23 protein-coding genes and 1 tRNA gene are annotated in these 19,765 nt (G+C 67.4%); 19 read left to right on the top strand and 5 right to left on the bottom strand.

The annotated features are described in order from the left end of the window. The first annotated feature begins 12 nt into the window (after positions 1-12). The 4 genes from ACWV8V_RS10450 to mmsB are packed head-to-tail and all read left to right on the top strand — an operon-like array spanning position 13 to position 4,032. Positions 13-1,179, top strand: a complete 1,167-nt coding sequence (locus ACWV8V_RS10450; RefSeq protein WP_455899688.1) for an acyl-CoA dehydrogenase family protein — start codon at positions 13-15, stop codon at positions 1,177-1,179. Further along, entirely contained in the window at positions 1,176-1,973 is a 798-nt protein-coding gene (locus ACWV8V_RS10445) for an enoyl-CoA hydratase (RefSeq protein WP_088432482.1), read from the top strand. The genes ACWV8V_RS10450 and ACWV8V_RS10445 overlap by 4 nt, the downstream gene beginning before the upstream one ends. Then, positions 1,970-3,145, top strand: a complete 1,176-nt coding sequence (locus tag ACWV8V_RS10440) for an enoyl-CoA hydratase/isomerase family protein (protein ID WP_455899687.1) — start codon at positions 1,970-1,972, stop codon at positions 3,143-3,145. Before ACWV8V_RS10445 ends, ACWV8V_RS10440 begins: the two co-directional genes overlap by 4 nt. Beyond that, on the top strand, positions 3,142-4,032 hold the full coding sequence (mmsB, locus tag ACWV8V_RS10435; protein ID WP_259260513.1) for a 3-hydroxyisobutyrate dehydrogenase: 891 nt from the start codon (positions 3,142-3,144) through the stop codon (positions 4,030-4,032). The genes ACWV8V_RS10440 and mmsB overlap by 4 nt, the downstream gene beginning before the upstream one ends. A gap of 96 nt (positions 4,033-4,128) precedes the next feature. Here mmsB and ACWV8V_RS10430 read toward each other — a convergent pair whose 3' ends face one another. Continuing rightward, entirely contained in the window at positions 4,129-4,554 is a 426-nt protein-coding gene (locus tag ACWV8V_RS10430) for an organic hydroperoxide resistance protein (protein ID WP_346469083.1), read from the bottom strand. A gap of 110 nt (positions 4,555-4,664) precedes the next feature. Between ACWV8V_RS10430 and ACWV8V_RS10425 the strand changes: the two genes are divergently transcribed. Continuing rightward, positions 4,665-5,501 (top strand): cupin domain-containing protein, encoded by an 837-nt coding sequence (locus tag ACWV8V_RS10425; protein WP_455899686.1) that lies wholly within the window; start codon positions 4,665-4,667, stop codon positions 5,499-5,501. A gap of 21 nt (positions 5,502-5,522) precedes the next feature. Here ACWV8V_RS10425 and ACWV8V_RS10420 read toward each other — a convergent pair whose 3' ends face one another. Beyond that, the gene (locus tag ACWV8V_RS10420; protein ID WP_455899685.1) at positions 5,523-6,479 is read right to left on the bottom strand and encodes a cation diffusion facilitator family transporter; all 957 of its coding nucleotides are present in this window, start codon (positions 6,477-6,479) and stop codon (positions 5,523-5,525) included. A 154-nt stretch (positions 6,480-6,633) separates the two neighbouring features. Between ACWV8V_RS10420 and dusA the strand changes: the two genes are divergently transcribed. The 4 genes from dusA to ACWV8V_RS10400 all read left to right on the top strand — a co-directional run bounded on the left by dusA (position 6,634) and on the right by ACWV8V_RS10400 (position 10,455). Beyond that, complete coding sequence (dusA, locus tag ACWV8V_RS10415) at positions 6,634-7,668, top strand: tRNA dihydrouridine(20/20a) synthase DusA (RefSeq protein WP_455899684.1); 1,035 nt, start codon at positions 6,634-6,636, stop codon at positions 7,666-7,668. 212 nt (positions 7,669-7,880) lie between these two features. Further along, a complete protein-coding gene (locus tag ACWV8V_RS10410; RefSeq protein WP_123731132.1) occupies positions 7,881-8,249 on the top strand; it encodes a hypothetical protein in 369 nt (122 codons plus the stop codon). A gap of 77 nt (positions 8,250-8,326) precedes the next feature. Further along, on the top strand, positions 8,327-9,010 hold the full coding sequence (locus ACWV8V_RS10405; RefSeq protein WP_019185514.1) for a response regulator transcription factor: 684 nt from the start codon (positions 8,327-8,329) through the stop codon (positions 9,008-9,010). Positions 9,011-9,030: 20 nt separating this feature from the next. Then, a complete protein-coding gene (locus ACWV8V_RS10400; RefSeq protein WP_070474511.1) occupies positions 9,031-10,455 on the top strand; it encodes an ATP-binding protein in 1,425 nt (474 codons plus the stop codon). A 4-nt stretch (positions 10,456-10,459) separates the two neighbouring features. Here the strand turns inward: ACWV8V_RS10400 and ACWV8V_RS10395 are convergent, their stop codons facing one another. Together ACWV8V_RS10395 and ACWV8V_RS10390 are read right to left on the bottom strand one after the other, a co-directional pair. After that, positions 10,460-11,245, bottom strand: a complete 786-nt coding sequence (locus ACWV8V_RS10395; RefSeq protein WP_455899683.1) for a M90 family metallopeptidase — start codon at positions 11,243-11,245, stop codon at positions 10,460-10,462. Further along, the gene (locus ACWV8V_RS10390; protein ID WP_259260506.1) at positions 11,212-11,487 is read right to left on the bottom strand and encodes a hypothetical protein; all 276 of its coding nucleotides are present in this window, start codon (positions 11,485-11,487) and stop codon (positions 11,212-11,214) included. The genes ACWV8V_RS10395 and ACWV8V_RS10390 overlap by 34 nt, the downstream gene beginning before the upstream one ends. A gap of 130 nt (positions 11,488-11,617) precedes the next feature. On the opposite strand from ACWV8V_RS10390, the gene birA reads away from it, so the two are divergent. The 7 genes from birA to ACWV8V_RS10355 all read left to right on the top strand — a co-directional run bounded on the left by birA (position 11,618) and on the right by ACWV8V_RS10355 (position 16,061). After that, positions 11,618-12,583, top strand: a complete 966-nt coding sequence (gene birA / locus ACWV8V_RS10385) for a bifunctional biotin--[acetyl-CoA-carboxylase] ligase/biotin operon repressor BirA (RefSeq protein ID WP_455899682.1) — start codon at positions 11,618-11,620, stop codon at positions 12,581-12,583. Continuing rightward, positions 12,580-13,317 carry a type III pantothenate kinase gene (locus tag ACWV8V_RS10380; RefSeq protein WP_259260504.1) on the top strand — a complete coding sequence of 246 codons (738 nt, stop codon included), beginning with the start codon at positions 12,580-12,582 and terminating at the stop codon, positions 13,315-13,317. Before birA ends, ACWV8V_RS10380 begins: the two co-directional genes overlap by 4 nt. 9 nt (positions 13,318-13,326) lie before the next feature. Beyond that, the gene (locus ACWV8V_RS10375) at positions 13,327-14,166 is read left to right on the top strand and encodes an SPOR domain-containing protein (RefSeq protein WP_455899681.1); all 840 of its coding nucleotides are present in this window, start codon (positions 13,327-13,329) and stop codon (positions 14,164-14,166) included. Between the two features lie 41 nt (positions 14,167-14,207). Continuing rightward, positions 14,208-14,283: transfer RNA gene (locus ACWV8V_RS10370), tRNA-Thr, on the top strand. A 93-nt stretch (positions 14,284-14,376) separates the two neighbouring features. Next, entirely contained in the window at positions 14,377-15,297 is a 921-nt protein-coding gene (gene rocF / locus ACWV8V_RS10365) for an arginase (protein ID WP_346469092.1), read from the top strand. A 191-nt stretch (positions 15,298-15,488) separates the two neighbouring features. Beyond that, positions 15,489-15,626, top strand: coding sequence for an entericidin A/B family lipoprotein (locus tag ACWV8V_RS10360; protein WP_123731139.1), 138 nt, complete (start codon positions 15,489-15,491; stop codon positions 15,624-15,626). A gap of 213 nt (positions 15,627-15,839) precedes the next feature. Next, on the top strand, positions 15,840-16,061 hold the full coding sequence (locus ACWV8V_RS10355) for a CsbD family protein (protein WP_019185523.1): 222 nt from the start codon (positions 15,840-15,842) through the stop codon (positions 16,059-16,061). 90 nt (positions 16,062-16,151) lie between these two features. Here the strand turns inward: ACWV8V_RS10355 and ACWV8V_RS10350 are convergent, their stop codons facing one another. Continuing rightward, a complete protein-coding gene (locus tag ACWV8V_RS10350) occupies positions 16,152-16,952 on the bottom strand; it encodes a hypothetical protein (protein ID WP_455899680.1) in 801 nt (266 codons plus the stop codon). A 108-nt stretch (positions 16,953-17,060) separates the two neighbouring features. Between ACWV8V_RS10350 and ACWV8V_RS10345 the strand changes: the two genes are divergently transcribed. The 3 genes from ACWV8V_RS10345 to ACWV8V_RS10335 all read left to right on the top strand — a co-directional run bounded on the left by ACWV8V_RS10345 (position 17,061) and on the right by ACWV8V_RS10335 (position 19,734). Further along, a complete protein-coding gene (locus ACWV8V_RS10345; protein ID WP_455899679.1) occupies positions 17,061-18,350 on the top strand; it encodes a tryptophan--tRNA ligase in 1,290 nt (429 codons plus the stop codon). An 81-nt stretch (positions 18,351-18,431) separates the two neighbouring features. After that, on the top strand, positions 18,432-18,761 hold the full coding sequence (locus ACWV8V_RS10340) for a hypothetical protein (RefSeq protein ID WP_259260499.1): 330 nt from the start codon (positions 18,432-18,434) through the stop codon (positions 18,759-18,761). Between the two features lie 40 nt (positions 18,762-18,801). Next, entirely contained in the window at positions 18,802-19,734 is a 933-nt protein-coding gene (locus ACWV8V_RS10335; protein WP_455899678.1) for an MBL fold metallo-hydrolase, read from the top strand. Positions 19,735-19,765 lie beyond the last annotated feature (31 nt).

Raw genomic sequence — 19,765 nt, 5'->3', positions numbered from 1 at the left:
CGGAGTTCGACCATGAGCCACTCGATGACGACGGAACTCGACGAAGCGCAGCAGGCCTATAGAGAGGCAGCGCGTGACTTCGCCCAGGCCGAACTGGCGCCGCACGCCGCGCAATGGGATGCGGAGGGCATCTTTCCGCGCGAGGCGATCGCCAAGGCAGGGGAACTCGGGTTCTGTGGGTTGTACATGGACCCCGAGGTCGGTGGCAGCGGCTTGAGCCGTCTGGACGCCGCCGTCGTCATCGAGGAGCTCGCCAATGTGGATCCGTCCACGGCGGCCTATGTCAGCATCCACAACATGGCGTCGTGGATGGTGGCCAAGTGGGGCCAGCAGAGCCTGCGTGCCGCGTGGGGTGCAGAGCTCTCGTCCGGCACCAAGTTGGCCTCGTACTGCCTGACCGAGCCGGGTGCCGGCTCGGACGCGGCCTCGCTGAAAACCAGCGCGGTGCGTGACGGCGACGATTACGTACTCAACGGCTCCAAGGCCTTCATCTCCGGCGCCGGTGCCACCGAGCTGCTGGTGGTGATGGCGCGTACGGGGGGTCCAGGCGCGGGTGGCATCAGCGCGATCGCGGTGCCGGCCGACCTGCCGGGCATCAGCTACGGCCGCAAGGAAGAGAAGATGGGCTGGAACAGCCAGCCGACCCGTGGCATCACGTTCGAGAACGTGCGCGTGCCGGTCAGCCATCTGCTCGGCGAGGAAGGCAGTGGTTTCAAGCTGGCCATGAAGGGCCTGGACGGGGGCCGCATCAACATCGCCGCCTGTTCGCTGGGCGCTGCCCAGGGCGCACTGGATGCCGCCCGCCGCTACATGGGCGAGCGCCGCCAGTTCGGCAAGGCGCTGTCCGAGTTCCAGGCACTGCAGTTCAAACTGGCCGACATGGCCACCCAGCTGGTCGCCGCCCGGCAGATGGTGCACACCGCCGCGCGCAAGCTCGACGCGGGCGCCAGCGATGCGAATGTGTGGTGCGCGATGGCCAAGCGCTTCGCCACCGATGCCGGTTTCAACATCTGCAACGACGCGCTGCAGATTCACGGCGGCTACGGCTATATCCGTGAATACCCGATTGAACGGCTGCTGCGCGATTCGCGCGTGCACCAGATCCTGGAGGGCACCAACGAGATCATGCGTGTGATCGTGGCCCGCCACCTGCTCAACACTGAAGAGGAACTGCGATGATGGAGTGGCGCCAGCATGATCATGTGGGCCTGAAGGTCGAGGCCGATGGCCACGTCGCGGTCATCACCCTCAACAACCCGCCGGCGCATACCTGGACCGTGCACAGCCTGTCCGCGCTGCGCGATCTGGTCGGCGCGCTCAATGCAGACCGCGATATCTACGCGCTGGTGATCACCGGCGATGGCGAGAAGTTCTTCTCCGCCGGCGCCGACCTCAAGCAGTTCGCTTCCGGCGACAAGGCCGCCGCACGCGAAGCTGCACGTCGCTTCGGTGAAGCCTTCGAAGCGCTGTCCGGGTTCCGTGGCGTGTCCATCGCGGCGATCAACGGCTACGCGATGGGCGGCGGCCTGGAATGCGCGCTGGCGTGCGACCTGCGCATCATCGAAGAACACGCCCAGGTGGCGCTGCCGGAGGCCACCGTCGGCCTGCTGCCGTGTGCCGGCGGCACCCAGAACCTGCCGCGTCTGGTCGGCGAAGGCTGGGCCAAGCGCATGATCCTGCTGGGCGAGCGCATCGATGCGGATACCGCACTGCGTATCGGCCTGGTCGAAGAAAAGGTGGGCAAGGGCGAAGCCAAGGCGCTGGCCCTGGCATGGGCGCACAAGGCCGGCAAGCAGAGCCCGACCAGCATCGCCGCGTGCAAGACGCTGGTGCAGGCCACCCGCACCGGTACCCACGCCTCGGCGCTGGTGGCCGAGCGCGAAGCCTTCGTCGATCTGTTCGACAGCGCCGACCAGGCCGAAGGCGTGAACGCCTTCCTGGAAAAGCGCGCCGCGCAGTGGAAGAACGCATGAGCACGGTCGTCGCCAACGACGAGGCGCCGGTGCTGTTCGAGGAGCGCGCCGCCGCCAATGGCACGCGCATCGGCATCGCCACGCTCAACGCCGCGCGCACCCTCAACGGGTTCTCGCTGCCGATGGCGCACCTGCTGCGCGAGCGGCTGGAGGCCTGGGCCGTTGATGACGGCATCGCGCTGGTCGTGCTGCAGGGCGCGGGCGAAAAAGCCTTCTGCGCCGGCGGCGACCTGCACAGCCTGTACCGCAGCATGGTCGACTACCGTGAGAGCGGGAAGACCGACATCCGCGACAACGCCTACGCTGCTGAATTCTTCGACGTCGAGTACCGCGTCGACTACGCGATCCACACCTATCCCAAGCCGATCCTGTGCTGGGGCCATGGCATCGTCATGGGCGGTGGCATCGGCCTGATGTCCGGCGCCAGCCACCGCGTGGTCAGCGAGCGCTCCAAGCTGGCGTTCCCGGAGATCACCGTCGGCCTGTTCCCGGACGTGGGCGGCAGCTGGCTGCTGCCGCGCGTGCCCGGCCACGGCGGCCTGTTCCTGGCCCTGACCGGCGCGCCGCTCAACGCAGGCGATGCGATCTACGCCGGCCTGGCCGATATCCACATCGCCGAGGCACAGCGCGAGAGCGTGTTCAATGCGCTGGCGGACGTGCACTGGAGCCGCGAGGCCAAGCGCAACCACGAACAGTTGACCGCGCTGCTGCAGCAGCACGCCAGCGATGCGGCCACCGGCCCGTTGCTGCGCAATGCCGCCACCGTGGATGCGCTGTGCGCCGGTGACGACGTCGGCGCGATCGTCGAGGCGATCCTTGCCCTGGAGACCGAGGACGCCTGGTTGAAGACCGCGCAGGCCACGCTCGCCGCCGGTGCGCCCGGCTCGGCGCGGCTCGCGTTCGAGCTGCAGCGCCTGGCCGAGGGCGCCTCGTTGGCCGAGGTCTACCGCATCGAGTACATCGCAGCACTGCATGCGGCTGCCCACGGCGATTTCGCCGAAGGCATCCGCGCGCTGCTGATCGACAAGGACCGCACCCCGAAGTGGCAGCCGCGCACGCTGGCGGACGCCACGGCCGAGTGGGCCCGCACCTTCTTCGTTTCGCCGTGGTCCGATGCCGCGCATCCGCTGGCCGACCTCGGTGCCACCGTCCCTGAAAGGAGCCACGCATGAGCCGTATTGCATTCATCGGGTTGGGCAACATGGGTGGCCCGATGGCCGCCAACCTGGCCAAAGCCGGTCACGCCGTGCGCGTGTTCGATCTGGTGCCGGCTGCCGTGCAGGCCGCCGTCGATGCCGGCGCCACCGCCGCCAGCTCCGCGCTGGATACCCTGACCGACGCCGAGATCGTCATCTCGATGCTGCCGGCCAGCCGCCACGTGGAAGGCGTCTACCTCGGTGATGATGGCCTGCTGGCAGATATCCCGGGTGGCGCGCTGATCATCGATTGCAGCACCATCGCCCCGGCCACCGCCCGCAAGGTCGCCGAAGCGGCCGCGGCGCGTGGCCTGCAGATGCTGGATGCCCCGGTGTCCGGCGGTACCGCAGGTGCACAGGCCGGCACGCTGACCTTCATCGTCGGTGGCGAAGCAGAGGCACTGGAGCGGGCGCGCCCGCTGCTGCAGGCGATGGGCAAGAACATCTTCCATGTCGGCGCCAGCGGTGCCGGCCAGGTGGCCAAGCTGTGCAACAACATGGCGCTGGGCGTGATCATGGCGGTGACCGGTGAATCGATCGCGCTGGGCGTCGCGCACGGGCTGGACCCGAAGGTGCTCTCGCAGATGATGGCGGTCAGCACCGGCCGCAGCTGGGCCACCGAAGTGTGCAACCCGTGGCCCGGCGTGCTGGAAAACGCCCCGGCCTCGCGCGGCTACAGCGGCGGTTTCGGCAGCGATTTGATGCTCAAGGACATGGGCCTGGCGGTGGAAGCAGCGATGAGTGTCGGTGCCTCGATCCCGCTGGGCGAGCTGGCCCGCAACCTGTATTCGATGAATCACCAGGCCGGTCGCGGCAAGCTGGATTTCTCCAGCGTGGTGCAGCTGATCACGCACGACAAGTAAGACTCAGGACGCATCCCGTAGGTACGCCCACGGGATCCACCGCGGTGGGATGGGCGGTTGCCAGACGATCAAGTCCGGCAGCCGCCCATTTTTTTTTCAGACCACCGTCAGCGTCACGTCGATGTTGCCGCGGGTCGCGTTCGAGTACGGGCACACGATGTGCGCCTTCTGCACCAGGTCTTCGACCTGCTCGCGCGGCAGGCCCGGGACCGAGATTTCCAGCGCCACTTCGATGCCGAAGCCGGTCGGGATCTGGCCGATGCCGACCTTGCCGGTGATCTGCGTTTCAGCCGGCAGAGCGACCTTGGCCTGGCCGGCCACATACTTCAGCGCGCCCAGGAAGCAGGCCGAGTAGCCGGCGGCGAACAGCTGCTCCGGGTTGGTGCCCGGGCCGCCCGCACCGCCCAGCTCGCGCGGGGTGGAGAGCTGGATGTCCAGCACGTTGTCGGAAGAGACGGCGCGGCCGTCGCGGCCGCCGTTGGCAGTGGCCTGGGCGGTATACAGAACGTTGGCAATGGACATGGGAATCTCCTGCGGAGTGAAAGGGGTGGGCCAGATGGCAGGTGTACTTTGCGCGTCTGCTCCGTACTTGTGGCAACATTTCGTCCAGAAAACTTGATCTGGAGTCCGCCATGGTCGACCGACTGCAATCCCTGCTGGACCGTTTCGCGGTGTCCGCCGAGGTCTTCCACGCTGGCGCGCTGTGCGGCATCAACGATCTGCCAGCAGACGGTGAGCGCGGCCAACTGCATCTGATCCGCGACGGCGATGTACGCGTCGAGCACCCGGACGGCAGCACGCTGCAGATCACCACCCCCAGCGTACTGCTGTACCCGCGCCCGCTCGCGCACCGCTTCGTCACCGATGCCACGCGGGGCGCGGATTTCGCCTGCGCCAACCTGCAGTTCGAAGGCGGCCCCAACAACCCGGTCGCCGCTGCGCTGCCGCCGATCGTCTGCCTGCCGCTGGAGGGCTTGTACGGCGGCCAGCCGGTGCTGTCGCTGCTGTTCGAAGAAGCCTTCGCGCAGCGCTGCGGCCGCCAGGCACTGCTGGATCGCCTGTTCGAAGTGGTGCTCATCCAGATCCTGCGCGCGCTGATGGAAAGCGGCCAGATCCGCGTCGGCCTGCTCGCCGGTATGGCCCATCCGCGTCTGCGCCACGCGCTGGTGGCCATGCATGAAGCACCCGCCGATGAGTGGACGCTGGAGTTGCTCGCGCAGCGCGCCGGCATGTCACGCAGCGCCTTCGCCGACAGCTTCCGCGACACCATCGGCAGCACGCCCGGGCACTATCTGCAGGGCTGGCGTACCCGCCTCGTGCAGCAGGCACTGCGCCGCGGCCATCCGCTCAAGCGCATCGCGATCGATGTGGGCTACGGTAGCGAAGCCGCGTTGTCGCGCGCGTTCAAGGCACAGACCGGGCAATCGCCGCGGCAGTGGAAACAGGGCAGCGTGGCGACCGAGCGATAACGCGATGCGCGTCGCCAGCGCTCAGATCGCCCACTCCCGATCCGTCGTGAACATGATCGTCAGCCACCGGTCCGGCGACTCCTCACCCAGCGCCTCACCGATCTCATCGCGCAGGCGATCCCATTCGATCAGCGCCCGCGGCGGATCATCGGCGCGCACCACGAAGAACAATTCGATCTGCTCACCGCGCCCGACCTTGGCCACGTAGCTGCGGTATTCCAGGAAACCGTGCCTGGCCACGATGTCGCGCGCGACTTCGTCCACATGGGTCTGCAGATCCAGCGGGGTGATCAGCAGGATGTCCGACAGCGCCTGTCGTACCGTGCCCATCGGCGCGACGACCACGAACAGGCAGACCACCAGCAGGATCGCCGGATCGATGTAGGGCACCAGCCACGCCCAATGCGTGCCGCCCAATACATAGCCGCCGAGGAAGGCGACCAGATAGGCGGCTGACATGCTCGCCGCGACCACCCAGTTCTTCGCATCCAGCGCGATGAAGTCCGAGCCGATCGTTCGGTTCGCGCGGCGCACGAACAGCGCCAGACCGGTTTCGGCCACGATCGAGATCACCGCGAACAGGATCGCCGGTCCGAGCGCGATCTCGCGCCCGCCGGACATCAGTGCATCCACCGCATTGACCGCTGCGTACAGGGCGGCACCGATCATCAACGTGCCGCTGACCCCGAGCACGATCGGCTCCAGGTGCCAGAAGCCCATGGTGAAGCGCTGGTTCAAGCGCGACTGCAGGGTATCCACGTGGGTCGACAGGCTGATCAGGCGCACCACCAGCAGCGACAACCAGGTCATCACCACGTCGATGAGGCCGTAGATGCCGTCGAAGATGATCAGCGAGGAGTTGGCGAGCAGGCCAAAGGCCACCGCCGCGGCGGCCATCGCCAAAGAGGCGGCGATCGACAGGCGCAAGACGCCTTGTTCGGTGGTGGGGTCGAAGCTGGGAAGGCGGAGTGCGGGCATGGATGCCAGGGAAGGGCGTGCAGAGATGCATTGTCTACTGCCCTCATTGCAGCCGGGTACTCCGCGAGACCTCCGACGGCCGCAATAGCCCTCGGGCAGCATTCATCGGAAGCGGGTAAACTATTGATTGCGCTGGCAATGCCAGTGAATCCAGATGCGCCTGCAGCCGATGACCACCCAGCCCGCCACCGACGCCGCCGCGCGTTACGCCGCCTCCCTGCGCCTGTCCGTCGCCCCCATGATGGACTGGACGGACCGCCATTGCCGGTACTTCCACCGGTTGCTGGCACCGGGCGCGCGGCTGTATACCGAAATGGTGCACGCCAACGCGGTGATCCACGGCGACCGTGAGCGCCTGCTCGGCTTCGACGGCAGCGAGCACCCGCTGGCCCTGCAGCTCGGTGGCAGCGATCCGGCCCTGCTGGCCCAGGCCGCCCGTATCGCGCAGGAATGGGGCTACGACGAGGTCAATCTCAACTGTGGTTGCCCCTCCGATCGCGTCCAGGCCGGGCGCTTCGGCGCCTGCCTGATGCGCGAGCCAGCTTTGGTGGCCGAGTGCGTGGGCGCGATGGTCGCTGCGGTGGACATCCCGGTCACGGTGAAGTGCCGCTTGGGCGTGGATGACGACAACGACTACGAAAGTTTCCTGAACTTCGTCGATCAATCGGCCAATGCCGGCAGCGCGATGTTCGTGGTGCATGCCCGCAACGCGTGGCTGAAGGGCCTTTCGCCGAAGGAAAACCGCGAAGTGCCGCCGCTGCGCTACGACTGGGCGCACCGGCTCAAGGCCGACCGTCCGCAGCTGCAGATCGTCCTCAACGGCGGCTTGGCCACGGTCGAGGCCGCGCAGGCCCAGTTGCCGGCGCTGGACGGGGTGATGCTGGGCCGTGCGGCCTACCACGACCCCTACGTGCTGCATCAGCTGGAGGCCGCCCAGACCGGTGCCCCGCTGCAGTCGCGCGAGGCGCTGCTGCGCGCCATGCAGCCCTATATCGAGGCGCAGCTGGCCCGTGGGCTGGCGCTCAAGCACATCACCCGCCACCTGCTGGGCCTGTTCCATGGCCAGCCGGGCGGCCGTGCCTTCCGCCAGATCCTGAGCGAAGGCTCGCACCGGGTCGGTGCCGACTGGAGCCTGATCGAGCAGGCGTTGGCGGTCACCCGTGCCCAGGCCGAGCGTGTCGCGGCGTGAGCCGCGTCACCTTGTCAGCTTGACAAGGACCCCGGTTTAGCCGCCAATGTTCACTTAGATGAACAAAGCGGGGAGGCAGGCGGAAAAGTTCAGACCGGATTCACTGGCTAAAACCAAGAATTCGCTAAAGATTCGTAAAGCGCCGGCCCAGGCTGGCGGTTGCCGATTCACAACTTTTGAACGTTTAGCCGCGCTCCGCTAGGATCAGACCGATGTTCTCCGTGACCCGCCACCGCCGCATTGCCGCCTTCGCCCTTCTGGCGACGGGCGCAGCTGCCTCCACCAGTGCGTGGGCGCAGATGCCGCCGCCGGAAGCGGCCCGTGCCGAGATGCTGCGTACGGCCGAACGCGGCGGTCCGCAGGAGCGCTCGCTGTCCGATGCGGTGCGTCGCGTGCAGCGGACTACCGGTGGACACATCCTCGGCGCCGAGCGCGTGCCCTTCGATGGGCGCGACATCAACCGGGTGAAGTACATGGATGATCGCGGTCGCGTCCGCTATATGGACGATCCGGCGACATCGCGTTCACAGCCCCGCACGCCGCGCTCGGATATGTCATCACTACGCGGCGATAACCCCTGAACAGGGATAGTTGTCCGCAGTCATCTGCATTACCCACTGGCCCCATGGGGCCATACCCAGGACACTAGGGAGAGTTCATGCGTATCCTTCTGGTCGAAGACGAAGCCCCGCTGCGGGAAACACTGGCAGCCCGGCTCAAGCGCGAAGGCTTTGCCGTCGATGCTGCGCAGGACGGTGAGGAAGGTCTGTACATGGGCCGCGAAGTTCCGTTCGACGTCGGCATCATCGATCTTGGCCTGCCCAAGATGTCGGGCATGGAGCTGATCAAGGCCCTGCGCGACGAGGGCAAGAAATTCCCGGTGCTCATCCTGACCGCGCGTTCGAGCTGGCAGGACAAGGTCGAGGGCCTCAAGCAGGGCGCCGACGATTACCTCGTCAAGCCGTTCCATGTGGAAGAGCTGCTGGCCCGCGTCAATGCGCTGCTGCGCCGTGCCGCCGGTTGGAGCAAGCCGACGCTGGAGTGCGGCCCGGTCGCGCTGGATCTTGCCGCGCAGACGGTCAGCGTCAACGGCAGCAACGTGGATCTCACCAGCTACGAGTACAAAGTGCTGGAGTACCTGATGATGCATGCTGGTGAACTGGTCTCCAAGGCCGACCTCACCGAGCACATCTATCAGCAGGACTTCGACCGCGACTCGAACGTGCTGGAGGTTTTCATCGGCCGCCTGCGCAAGAAGCTCGACGCCGACGGCGAACTCAAGCCGATCGAAACCGTGCGTGGCCGCGGTTACCGGTTCGCCATTCCGCGCAACGAAGGCTGAGCTGCGGCTGGCGATAGATGATGTCCGGCCGTCTGTGGTTCTTTAAACGCTGGCGGCCGCGCTCACTGCAGGCGCGCCAGCTGTTGGCCGCCTCGGTGGGCCTGGTGGCCTTCCTGGCCCTGGCCGGCTACGCGCTGGACGCGGCCTTCGCCGATACCGCGAAGGCCAACCTGCGCGAGCGGCTGAAGAACTACGCCACAGCCTACGCGGCCGGCATCGACTTCACCCGCGACCGCTCGCTGTACATCCGCGAGCAGCCACCGGATCCGCGCTTTGACGTCCCGGGCAGCGGCCTCTACCTGCAGGTCGTGATGCCGGACGGCAAGGGCAACTCCATGTCTGCCGAGGGCCCGATGCTGCCCACGGTAGGCGGCGGCATGCTGGCCCCGCGCCAGGAAGTCTTCGAAGGCCCGTTGCCGATGATCCAGATCGATGGCAGCGAGGGCTCGGCCTACCGCTATGGCATGGGCCTGGTCTGGGATGCCGACGCCGACCCGGCCACCGAATTCCCGTACACGATCTACGTGCTGGAAGACTCGCGCGCGCTCGGCGCACAGCTGCGCGTGTTCCGCGGGCGCGTGTGGTTCTACCTCGGCGGCATCGGCCTGATCCTGCTGCTGCTGCAGACGGTCATTCTGCAGTGGAGCCTGCGCCCGATGCGGCGCGTGATCAACGAACTGACCAAGGTGCAGCGCGGTGAAACCGAGCGCATGAGCGAACGCCATCCGCGCGAGCTGGAGCCGCTGACCGACAGCATCAACGCCTTCATCGAAAGCGAGCGCGAGAACCTCGAACGCCAGCGCAACACCTTGGCCGATCTCGCGCACAGCCTGAAAACGCCGCTCGCGGTGTTGCGTACGCAGCTCGACAGCGGCGCACGCGATGAGGATCTGCGCGAAGAGTTCGACGTGCAGCTGCGGCGCATGAACAACCTGGTGTCCTACCAGCTGGCGCGCGCGGCTTCTTCGGGGCACAAGCTGTTCTCCGCCCCACTGCCGATCGAATCCAACGCCGAAGAAATCGTGCGGGGCCTGGAAAAGGTCTACGCCTCCAAGGGCGTGCTGTGCGAATTCGATATCGACCCGGCCGCGCGTTTCCACGGCGAGCCCGGTGATCTGCAGGAACTGCTCGGCAACCTGCTGGAGAACGCCTTCAAGTGGGCCAAGCGTCGCGTGCTGCTGACCGCGCATCCGTTGCCGGCCCCCGGTGCGCGTCGCGCGGGGCTGGTGCTGTCGGTGGATGACGATGGCCCGGGCATCGCACCGGAAGACATCGCCAAGGTGCTGCAGCGTGGCGTGCGTGGCGATGAGCGGGTGCAGGGTCACGGCATCGGCCTGTCGATCGTGCAGGACCTGATCAAGGATTATCGCGGCGAACTGCAGGTGAAGCGTTCGCCGGAATTGGGTGGTGCACGCTTTGAAGTGAAGCTGCCGCCCGGACCGTAACGCATCACCGCGTCAGCGGTGACGGACCGTAGAACCGCAGCAGATGCGCGGCGACTGCCGGCATCTCGCGTGCCAGCAGCGCCGGTGCGGAGAAGTGGTACTCGCTGACCACGGCAAAAAACTCCTCCGGCGCTTCGGAGGCATACGGATCGATCAGCGTCTCGCGACCCTGGTCCACCTCGGCGCAGAACGCGTCATAGGCCTGCTGGAAATCCGCCGCCCATTGTTGCTGCCACGCGCGCGGCAACGGCGGCGTGCCGTCGATCGCCCCGTCCAGCGCATCGATCTTGTGCGCCATCTCATGCACCGCCACGCAGAACCCGGCTTCCGGATCGGCGATGTCGGCCTGGATGTCGGCCCACGACAGAATCAGTGGACCGCTGTCCCACGATTCGCCGATCAGCGCGTCGTCCCATTCGTGCAGTACGCCGGCCGCATCCACCTGGCTGCGGTGCACGCGGAACGCCTCGGGATACACGATCAGCTGCGACCAGCCACGCAGGCCGATCTCGCCGATTTCCAGCAGTGGCAGGCAGCAGAGCGCGGCCAGCAACACGCCATCGGCGTCCTCCAGCTGCAGTTCGGCGGCGGGGCTGATGGTTTTCTCGTGCAGGAAGCGGGCCGCCAGGGCACGCAGGCGTTCGCGGCGGGCAGGATCCAGCTGCTGCAGCCAGGCGGCGCGGCGGCAGGTGGTGTCCCAGAGGGTAGGGTCGATCTCGCGTGGCGTGCGGCGCAGCCAGCCCAACAGTCGTTCGATCAGCGGAACATACCCGGCAGGAAGCTGTGCCACTTCGGCGCGCGCAGGCGCGGCAGCACGTCGTCATCGCCGCCACCGCCGGTGCTGGTACCGCTGCTGGCGCTGGGCTTCACCGTGGCCGGTGCCGCAGCCGCCGAAGCAGATGCCGGTGCGCTGCGCTCGTTCTCGTTGGCCGAATAGACACACGCGCCGCGGCCCGCCGTGGTGAGCGCATCGGAAGCATGCGCGGCCAGCGGGGCCATCAGGAGGAGCAGGCAATGGGCGAACGGGCGCATCGTCAACATCCAGCGGCGGGTCAAGTTCTCGATTCTAGCCCGATTCGGCCGGGGGATTGGAAGGCCCCCCGGCGGGCGCTGGCGGCGGCTTTCCCGCATACTTTTCCCGTTTACCCCGATGGAAGCTGCCGTGGACGACCGCCAACTGCTGGCCAAACTGGGCGCCGGGCGCCTGTCCGGCGACGCGCTGGCGCGCGAGCTGGGCCAGACCCGTGCCGCGATTTGGAAGCGGATTCAAGGACTTAGGGCGGCTGGCATCGATATCGACGGCCGCGCCGGTGACGGCTACCAGTTGCAGCAGCCGCTGGATCTGCTGGATGCCGAGGCGATCCAGGCCGCGTTGCCGGCCGCCGTCGGCGGCCAGCTGAGTTCCCTGCAGGTGGCGTGGTCGGTCGCGTCAACGAACACCGAATTGCTGCGCTGCAGCGCGCCGGAGCGCGGGGCGATGGTCCTGCTTGCCGAGCGCCAGACCCGTGGCCGCGGGCGCCGCGGGCGGGTCTGGGCGTCGCCGCTGGCGGCGCATATCTACCTTTCGGTGCTGCGCGGGTTTGCCGGTGGTCTCTCGCGGCTGGGCGGGCTGAGCCTGGTCGCCGGGGTCGCGGTGGCCGAGGCGCTGCGCGAGGCCGGCTACCCCGGTGTATCGCTGAAGTGGCCGAACGATCTCATTGTCGATGGCCACAAGCTCGGCGGTCTGCTGATCGAAGGCGGCGGTGAATTTGCCGGTCCGGCGCGCGCGGTGATCGGCCTGGGCGTCAACGTGCGCATGCCCGCTGCGTTCGCGGCGGAGATCACCCAGCCCTGGACCGATCTGGACACGCTGGCCGGCGCACAGACCTCACGCAACGCCGTGGTCGCGCACATCCTCGCCGCCCTGCTGCCGGCACTGGACGCGTTCGAGCAGGACGGCCTCGCGCCGTTCCTCGCGCGGTATGCCGCGTTGGACAGCCTGGCCGGGCGCGAGGTGCAGGTGGAAGAAGGCGGCGTACTGTTTGCCGGCACGGCGCTGGGGTTGGCCGATGACGGGGCGCTGCGCGTGCGCATCGACGGCAGCGAACGGGTTTTCCATGCGGGCGAAGTCAGCGTGAGGGCGCAATGAGCGACTGGTTGTTTGATCTGGGCAATTCGCGCTTCAAGTTCGCGCCGCTGCAGGGCGTGCGCGCGGGCGACGTGCAGGCGTGGCCGCATGGTGCTGAAGCGATGCCGGTCGCGGCGCTGGAGGCGCTCCCGTCGGGCGACACCGCCTACGTTGCCAGCGTCGCCGCACCCTCGTTGACCGCCGCCATGCTGGATGTATTGCAGGCCCGCTTCCGCCATGTCCGGGTGGCGCGCACCGAAGCCGACTACGCCGGTGTGCGGATCGCCTATGCCGATCCCACCCGCTTCGGCGTGGACCGCTACCTGGCGCTGCTGGCCGTGGCCGCGCGTGGCCAGGCCGTGCTGATTGCCGGCGTGGGCACAGCGCTGACCATCGATCTGCTGGATGCCGACGGCCAGCATCATGGCGGGCGGATTTCGGCCTCGCCCACCACCATGCGCGAAGCCTTGCATGCACGTGCCGTGCAGTTGCCGGCGGCGGGCGGTGACTACAGCGAGTTCGCCAATGACACTGCCGATGCGCTGGCCTCCGGCTGCGATGGGGCGGCAGTGGCCCTGATCGAACGCAGCCGTGTGCAGGGCGGCGAACGGCTCGGCGCGTTGCCGCACCTGCTGGTCCACGGCGGCGGTGCGCCGGCCCTGCTGCCGCTGCTCGGCGATGCCGAATTCCAGCCCGCACTGGTGCTTGATGGGCTGGCCCGCTGGGCCGTGCATCAACCGCCGTCGGCAGGCTAGGATCAGCCGATGCTTACCCGTGCCCTGATCGTCGTCCTGGTCATCCTCAACCTCGGTGTCGCGCTGTGGTGGCTGTTGCGTGGCGAACCGGCCAGCGCACCGCCGGCATCGCCGGTCGGTGTGGCGCAGCTGGAAGTGCTGCCGAGCACGCAGGCGCCGCCGGCCACGGCGACGCCGGTGACCGTCGCGCCGGCACTGCAGGACGTCACGCCCGCCTCCGCGTCCGCGCCTGTGACACAGCCGCCGGTGACCACCGCCGCGCCGACCACCGCCGTGGCCGACACGCCTGCGCCAACGCCGGCTGCCAGCGTGCCTGCACCGGCCCCGGTGGCCGCAGCGCCCACATCGGCCGCCGTACCCGTACCCGTCACCGCGACAGCCACTCCCGCCCAATGCGTGAGCCTGGGGCCCTTCGCTGACCGCGCTGCCGCCCAGGCCGCCCAGTCGCGCGCCGGGGGTGCCCTGCGTGGCGCCAAGCTGCGTGAGGTTGCCGATGCTGGCGCCACCCGCTACCGCGTTCTACTGCCGCCCGCCGCCAGCCGTGAGCAGGCGCAGGCCACGGTCAAGCGCATCGTCGCGGCCGGGGTGAGCGACTACTACATCATTGCCCAGGGCGAGGACACCAACGCCATCGCGCTGGGCCAGTACCGCAATCGCGAAGGCGCCGATCGCCGTCTGGCCGCCCTGAGCGCGGCCGGTTTCAAGGCGACCATGGTCGCCAGCGGAGGCGACGGCAGCGCGCAGTGGTGGCTGGATGCGACCCTCGCCGAGGGGACCGACCCCGCCGTGGCCCGCCAGCGCAGCGGTGCGGCCCAGCAGCGCTCGCTGGAATGCGTGCGCTTGCGCTAGAATCCCGGCTCCGCGACGGGTCGTCCCGCCGCGATGCCCATGCCGGCATAGCTCAGTTGGTAGAGCAACCGCCTTGTAAGCGGTAGGTCCCCAGTTCGAATCCGGGTGCCGGCACCATTGCTGCACGGTCGATGACGACTGCTGCAGCGCCGCGAGTCGTATCGCCCCGCGCTGGCTATGCTGGTCCTCTTTGCAATGGAGGCAACAGCGATGGCGATGTATTCCCCGGTTTCCCTGATTGGCGTGCCCACCGATGTTGGCGCGGGCCACCGTGGCGCGGGTCTGGGACCGGACGCCCTGCGCATCGCGGGCCTGGGTGACGCGCTCACCGCGCGCGGCGTGGACGTACGCGACCTCGGCAACCTGGCCGGTCCGCGCAACCCGTGGACGGCACCGGTGCAGGGCTACCGCCATCTGGATGAGGTGGTGGCCTGGAACCGTGCGTTGATGGACGCCACCTACGCCGAGCTGCAGGCCGGGCGCATGCCGATCATGTTGGGCGGCGACCACTGCCTGGGGATCGGCTCGATCACCGCGGTCGCGCGCTGGTGCCGCGAGCAGGGCAAGGACCTGCGCGTGCTGTGGCTGGACGCGCATTCGGACTTCAACACCAGCGAGGTCACGCCGTCGGGCAACGTCCACGGCATGCCGGTAGCCTGCCTGTGCGGGCTCGGCCCGGACGCATTGACCCGGCTGGGTGGCGATGCCCCGGCGATCCGCCCACAGCAGGTGCACCAGATCGGCATCCGCTCGGTGGACCAGGAAGAAAAGCGCCTGATCAAGCAGCACCAGGTGGATGTCTATGACATGCGCTACATCGACGAAGCCGGCATGAAGCGCACGATGGAGGCAGCGCTGGCCGGCATCGACGCCAACACGCACCTGCACGTCAGCTTCGACGTGGATTTCCTGGATCCGAGCATTGCACCCGGCGTCGGCACCACCGTGCCGGGCGGGGTCAATTACCGTGAAGCGCAGCTGGTGATGGAGATGATCGCCGACACCGGGCGCATGGGCTCGCTGGATATCGTCGAGCTGAATCCGCTGCTGGACAACCGCAATGCGACCGCCGAACTGGCCGTCGATCTGGTCGAAAGCCTGTTCGGGAAATCGACGCTGATGCGCGATTGAGAACGCTTGGCTGAACCGCGTTTTCCTGCGTTCACATCCGCTGCACGCCTCTCCAGCCAGATTGCACGTCACGCGGCGCCGTGTGTTTCGACTCACGGCACTGCAGGTCAGGAAGGGGGGCTGCGCTGGCGTGCTCTCCTGACAGGCGGGACCGGATTTCGGTATTGAATTTGAACAACCAGGAGAACCCCATGAAGCGTGTTATCGCACTGATGCTGTTGTCGATGTTCTCGGTGGCCATGCTGTCCGGCTGCAACACCGTTGCTGGTGCAGGCAAGGACGTGCAGAAGGCCGGTGAATCGGTCGAAGACGCTGCCAAGGGCAACTGATCCGCGGATCAGCAGTCAACGGAAAAGGCCGGGGATTCCCGGCCTTTTTCATGCGCGCGAGATAACCGCGCGATCACGGTGTGGCTGCATGCCGTAGTGAATCCATTCAAGCTCGTGAGCGCGTGTTTCATCGCTGGTTGACCGTATGCCAACGTGCACCGTCGCATTCTGGTCCCACGGCGAGATGGCCGTTGCAATCAAGGATGCGAACCCATGAACAAAGACATCATTTCCGGCAAGTGGACGCAGCTCAAGGGCAAGGCGCAGGCCAAGTGGGGCGACCTGACCGACGACGATTTCAAGGTGGCCGAAGGCAATGCCGAGTATCTGGCAGGACGCCTGCAGGAACGCTATGGCTGGGCACGTGACCGTGCTGAAACCGAGGTCCGCGACTTCGAAGCGGCCATGCGCAAGGATTATCCGGATTACCACTGAGTGGTGATCCAGTACGACGGATCAGCCGTCGGGGGTTGAAACCGGGACGGGCCGCGAGAGCGGCCCGTTTTTCATGCGCGTCGTTCGCGATCAGCGGCCTGGATACGGCGGCGGATCCGGCACGTACCGGTTGGGGAATGCCTGGGGTTCACCGCGTGCCGGTGTGCCTGTCCGTGGAATGATCCCGCGGGCGATCAGAGTGCGTTCGCTGTCGTAGCGGACCTGCACCTGCTGCGCCGGGTAGTGGGTATCGCGTTCAAAGGCGGTGTTGCGTACCCGCGAGGCCTCGCGCTCGCCATGACCGGTGCCGAGCTGGGGGGCCGGTGCGGAGGCGCCGGTGACACGCACACTTTCCAGTGAGGACGAGCGTGCCTGTGGGCGCGCCTTGGCATCGGCCGATCCCGCCGCCGCTGGGGCGACTGCCATGGACACCCGCCCGGCCTCGTGGAAGACCGCCACGCCGATCACGCCGATGTTGTCCGGGCGCCCGGTGCGGCCGGCGTAGCTGCGGTCCGGATCGGTGAACACGAACTGGGCGACCTCCTCCGACGACTTGCGCCAGCCGTGGATGTCCGTGGTCTGCCAGGGGTTGAGGACGTAGCCGGTCTGGCTGGGTGCGGCCACTTCACCGCTGATGGCGTTCAGCCCATCGACCGAAAGCACCACCAGCACGCGCTCGGCGCTGCCGTTGCGCAGGCGCACGCTGTAGCGGTGGCCCTGTTGCCCGGCCACCCAGCGCTGCGGGCCTTGGCGGTACTGGGTCAGGGCCTTGCCGCTGTCGCGGTCGATCACCGTCAGGTGGACTGGACCGGTGTCGTAGCGCAGTGGGAGCCCGGGTTTGAAGCCGCACAGGGCCAGCACGGCCAGCAGGGGCAGGATCAGACGCTTCATGGCAAGGCTCCGCAGGGCAGGTGCAGTATCAAACGCACGGCCCCGGCCAACGGGGTTGAGCGCGGGCAGGTAAACTGGGGCGGTTCACTTGTCAGCACTGATTCCCCCATGACGACCCGCGTTCTTACCGGCATCACCCCCTCCGGCACGCCCCATCTGGGCAACTATGTCGGTGCCATCCGCCCGGCGATCGCCGCCAGCCAGGCCTCGGATATCGAGAGCTTCTTCTTTCTGGCCGACCTGCACAGCCTGATCAAGGCGCAGGAGCCCGAGCGCACCCAGCGCTCCACGCTGGAGATCGCGGCAAGCTGGCTGGCCTGTGGGCTGGACCCGGACAAGGTGTGGTTCTACCGGCAGAGCGACATCCCGGAAACCACCGAGCTGATGTGGTTCCTGACCGTGATCGCCAGCAAGGGCATCCTCAACCGCGCGCACGCCTACAAGGCCGCCGTGGACAAGAACCGCGAGGAACAGCTGGACGACGACGCCGGGGTCAGCGCGGGGTTGTTCATGTACCCGGTGCTGATGGCCGCCGACATCCTGATCTTCAAGGCCAACCGCGTGCCGGTCGGTCGCGACCAGATCCAGCACATCGAGATGGCGCGCGATTTCGCGCAGCGCTTCAACCATGTCTACGGGCAGGCGTTCTTCCCGCTGCCGGAGGTGGTGATCGATGAGCAGGTCGCCACACTGGCGGGCCTGGACGGCCGCAAGATGAGCAAGAGCTATCACAACACCATTCCGCTGTTCGCCCCGCGCGCGGAGCTGAAGAAGCTGGTGTTCTCGATCCTCACCGATTCGAGCGCACCCGGCGAGCCCAAGAGCACCGAAGGCTCGGCGCTGTTCCAGATGTACCAGGCGTTTGCCACCCCGGAGCAGACCGCGGCGTTCGCGCAGGCCTTCGCCGACGGCATCAGCTGGGGCGATGCCAAGCAGCAGCTGTTCGAGCGCATCGACAGCGAGATCACCCCGCTGCGCGAGCGCTATGACGCACTGATGGCCGAGCCGGAAAAAATCGAGGCGCTGCTGCGTCGTCGTGGCCAGCAGCTGCGCGAGCAGTTGGCCGTGCCGTTGCTCAAGGAGCTGCGTCATGCGGTGGGCCTGCGCGATCTGTCCACCGCCGGTGACGTGCCCAGTGAAGAAAGCGGGGCCGCACGCGCTGCACCGCCGCTGTTCAAGCAGTACCGCGAACAGGATGGCCGCTTCTACTTCAAGCTGCAGGCCAGTGACGGCACGCTGCTGATCCAGAGCGAAGGTTTCGATTCGCCGCGTGACGCCGGCCAGCTGATCGGCGTGCTCAAGCAGACCGAACATGGCGACGGACTCCAGAGCGAATTGTTCAAGCTCGAGGCCGAGGTGGATGTCGTGCTCGCCGCCTTGCAGGCGCTGCGCGGGTAACCCCCGCCGCGGGCCGACAACCGGGCTATGGCATGATGCCCCTGCACGCCGCAGGGGCGTGTTCCTGCACGGGAGACTGCGATGGCCTGGTTGTCGTTGTTGTTGTTCCTGCCCTGGTTCGTGCTGCTGGGCACGTTGTACTGGCTGTTTCCGCGCCAGCCGCGTGGCACCGCGCGCCGCCTGTTCGATGGTGCTGCGCTGGTGCTGGCCTTCGTGCTGAGCATCCTGGCGATGTTGTGGGGCCACCACATCGGCGTGGTCCAGAACGATGCCGGGCCGATCTGGCGACAGGTGCTGGCGGTGCTCTATGCCTACGGCGCGTTCCTGGCGGTGATGGTGGCCGCGTTGCTGCTGCGAGGGCCACTTCTGAGCGCGACTGCGACCAAAGCCGCATCGAAGCCGCTGCACTGATCGACGTAAGATGGGGGCGTTTCGCGCCAGGGAGGTGGTGATGCACGTCGACCCCAGCATTCATACGATCGACACCGCGTTCCAGCGCGATGATTTCGACGCCGCCTACCTGATCGTCGAGAACGGCCGGGCGGCCTTCATCGATTGCGGTACCGGCCTGGCCGTCCCGGCGATGCTCGCCGCGTTGACGCGCGCCGGCTGCACGCCCGAACAGGTCGAGTGGCTGATCCTGACCCACGTGCACCTGGATCATGCCGGCGGCGCAGGCCTGCTGATGCAGCAGCTGCCCAACGCCACGCTGGTGGTGCATCCGCGCGGTGCGCCGCACATGGTCGATCCGACCCGCCTGATCGCCGGTGCGACCGAGGTCTATGGCGAAGCGGAAATCGCGCGCAGCTATGGGCCGATCCTGGCGGTCGCCGCCGACCGGGTGGTGATCGCCGAGGATGGCCATACCGTGGATCTGGCCGGCCGCCCGCTGCTGTGCATCGATACGCCCGGGCACGCGCGTCATCACCTGTGCGTGTGGGATGCGCGCAGCCGCAGCTGGTTCACCGGCGATACCTTCGGGCTGTCCTACCGCGAGCTGGACAGCGCGCAGGGGGCCTTCATCGTGCCGACGTCATCGCCGGTGCAGTTCGATCCCGAGCCGCTGAAGCAGTCGATCGCGAAGATGCTGGCCTACGATCCACAGGCCATGTACCTGACCCACTACGGGCGCGTGGCACCGCCGCGGAAGCTGGCTGACGATCTCGTCGAGCAGATCGATGCGATGGTCGAGATCGGCCGCCAATGCGACGGTCGGCCGGATCGGCATCGCTGCCTGGTCGCCGCGCTGACGGCGTTGTACCTGGAACGCGCACAAGCCCACGGCTGCCCGTTGGACGATGAGGCGGTGACCCGGGTGCTGGCGATGGACATCGAGCTCAACGCCCAGGGCCTGGCCTGCTGGCTGGATCGCGACCGCCGCTAGTGCACGGTCATGCGGGTGTCACGTTACACTC

The sequence above is a fragment of the Stenotrophomonas sp. Ker107b genome (genome assembly GCF_053847245.1).
Note: the sequence above shows the minus strand (reverse complement) of the source record. Positions and strands in the feature narration are given on the sequence as shown.

What these genes read in the sequence shown, in the direction of transcription:
- ACWV8V_RS10450 (WP_455899688.1), top strand. Translation starts at nt 13, where the DNA reads ATGAGCCACTCGATGACGACGGAACTCGACGAAGCGCAGCAGGCCTAT.
- ACWV8V_RS10445 (WP_088432482.1), top strand. Translation starts at nt 1,176, where the DNA reads ATGATGGAGTGGCGCCAGCATGATCATGTGGGCCTGAAGGTCGAGGCC.
- ACWV8V_RS10440 (WP_455899687.1), top strand. Translation starts at nt 1,970, where the DNA reads ATGAGCACGGTCGTCGCCAACGACGAGGCGCCGGTGCTGTTCGAGGAG.
- mmsB (WP_259260513.1), top strand. Translation starts at nt 3,142, where the DNA reads ATGAGCCGTATTGCATTCATCGGGTTGGGCAACATGGGTGGCCCGATG.
- ACWV8V_RS10430 (WP_346469083.1), bottom strand. Translation starts at nt 4,554, where the DNA reads ATGTCCATTGCCAACGTTCTGTATACCGCCCAGGCCACTGCCAACGGC.
- ACWV8V_RS10425 (WP_455899686.1), top strand. Translation starts at nt 4,665, where the DNA reads ATGGTCGACCGACTGCAATCCCTGCTGGACCGTTTCGCGGTGTCCGCC.
- ACWV8V_RS10420 (WP_455899685.1), bottom strand. Translation starts at nt 6,479, where the DNA reads ATGCCCGCACTCCGCCTTCCCAGCTTCGACCCCACCACCGAACAAGGC.
- dusA (WP_455899684.1), top strand. Translation starts at nt 6,634, where the DNA reads ATGCGCCTGCAGCCGATGACCACCCAGCCCGCCACCGACGCCGCCGCG.
- ACWV8V_RS10410 (WP_123731132.1), top strand. Translation starts at nt 7,881, where the DNA reads ATGTTCTCCGTGACCCGCCACCGCCGCATTGCCGCCTTCGCCCTTCTG.
- ACWV8V_RS10405 (WP_019185514.1), top strand. Translation starts at nt 8,327, where the DNA reads ATGCGTATCCTTCTGGTCGAAGACGAAGCCCCGCTGCGGGAAACACTG.
- ACWV8V_RS10400 (WP_070474511.1), top strand. Translation starts at nt 9,031, where the DNA reads ATGTCCGGCCGTCTGTGGTTCTTTAAACGCTGGCGGCCGCGCTCACTG.
- ACWV8V_RS10390 (WP_259260506.1), bottom strand. Translation starts at nt 11,487, where the DNA reads ATGCGCCCGTTCGCCCATTGCCTGCTCCTCCTGATGGCCCCGCTGGCC.
- ACWV8V_RS10380 (WP_259260504.1), top strand. Translation starts at nt 12,580, where the DNA reads ATGAGCGACTGGTTGTTTGATCTGGGCAATTCGCGCTTCAAGTTCGCG.
- ACWV8V_RS10375 (WP_455899681.1), top strand. Translation starts at nt 13,327, where the DNA reads ATGCTTACCCGTGCCCTGATCGTCGTCCTGGTCATCCTCAACCTCGGT.
- rocF (WP_346469092.1), top strand. Translation starts at nt 14,377, where the DNA reads ATGGCGATGTATTCCCCGGTTTCCCTGATTGGCGTGCCCACCGATGTT.
- ACWV8V_RS10360 (WP_123731139.1), top strand. Translation starts at nt 15,489, where the DNA reads ATGAAGCGTGTTATCGCACTGATGCTGTTGTCGATGTTCTCGGTGGCC.
- ACWV8V_RS10355 (WP_019185523.1), top strand. Translation starts at nt 15,840, where the DNA reads ATGAACAAAGACATCATTTCCGGCAAGTGGACGCAGCTCAAGGGCAAG.
- ACWV8V_RS10350 (WP_455899680.1), bottom strand. Translation starts at nt 16,952, where the DNA reads ATGAAGCGTCTGATCCTGCCCCTGCTGGCCGTGCTGGCCCTGTGCGGC.
- ACWV8V_RS10345 (WP_455899679.1), top strand. Translation starts at nt 17,061, where the DNA reads ATGACGACCCGCGTTCTTACCGGCATCACCCCCTCCGGCACGCCCCAT.
- ACWV8V_RS10340 (WP_259260499.1), top strand. Translation starts at nt 18,432, where the DNA reads ATGGCCTGGTTGTCGTTGTTGTTGTTCCTGCCCTGGTTCGTGCTGCTG.
- ACWV8V_RS10335 (WP_455899678.1), top strand. Translation starts at nt 18,802, where the DNA reads ATGCACGTCGACCCCAGCATTCATACGATCGACACCGCGTTCCAGCGC.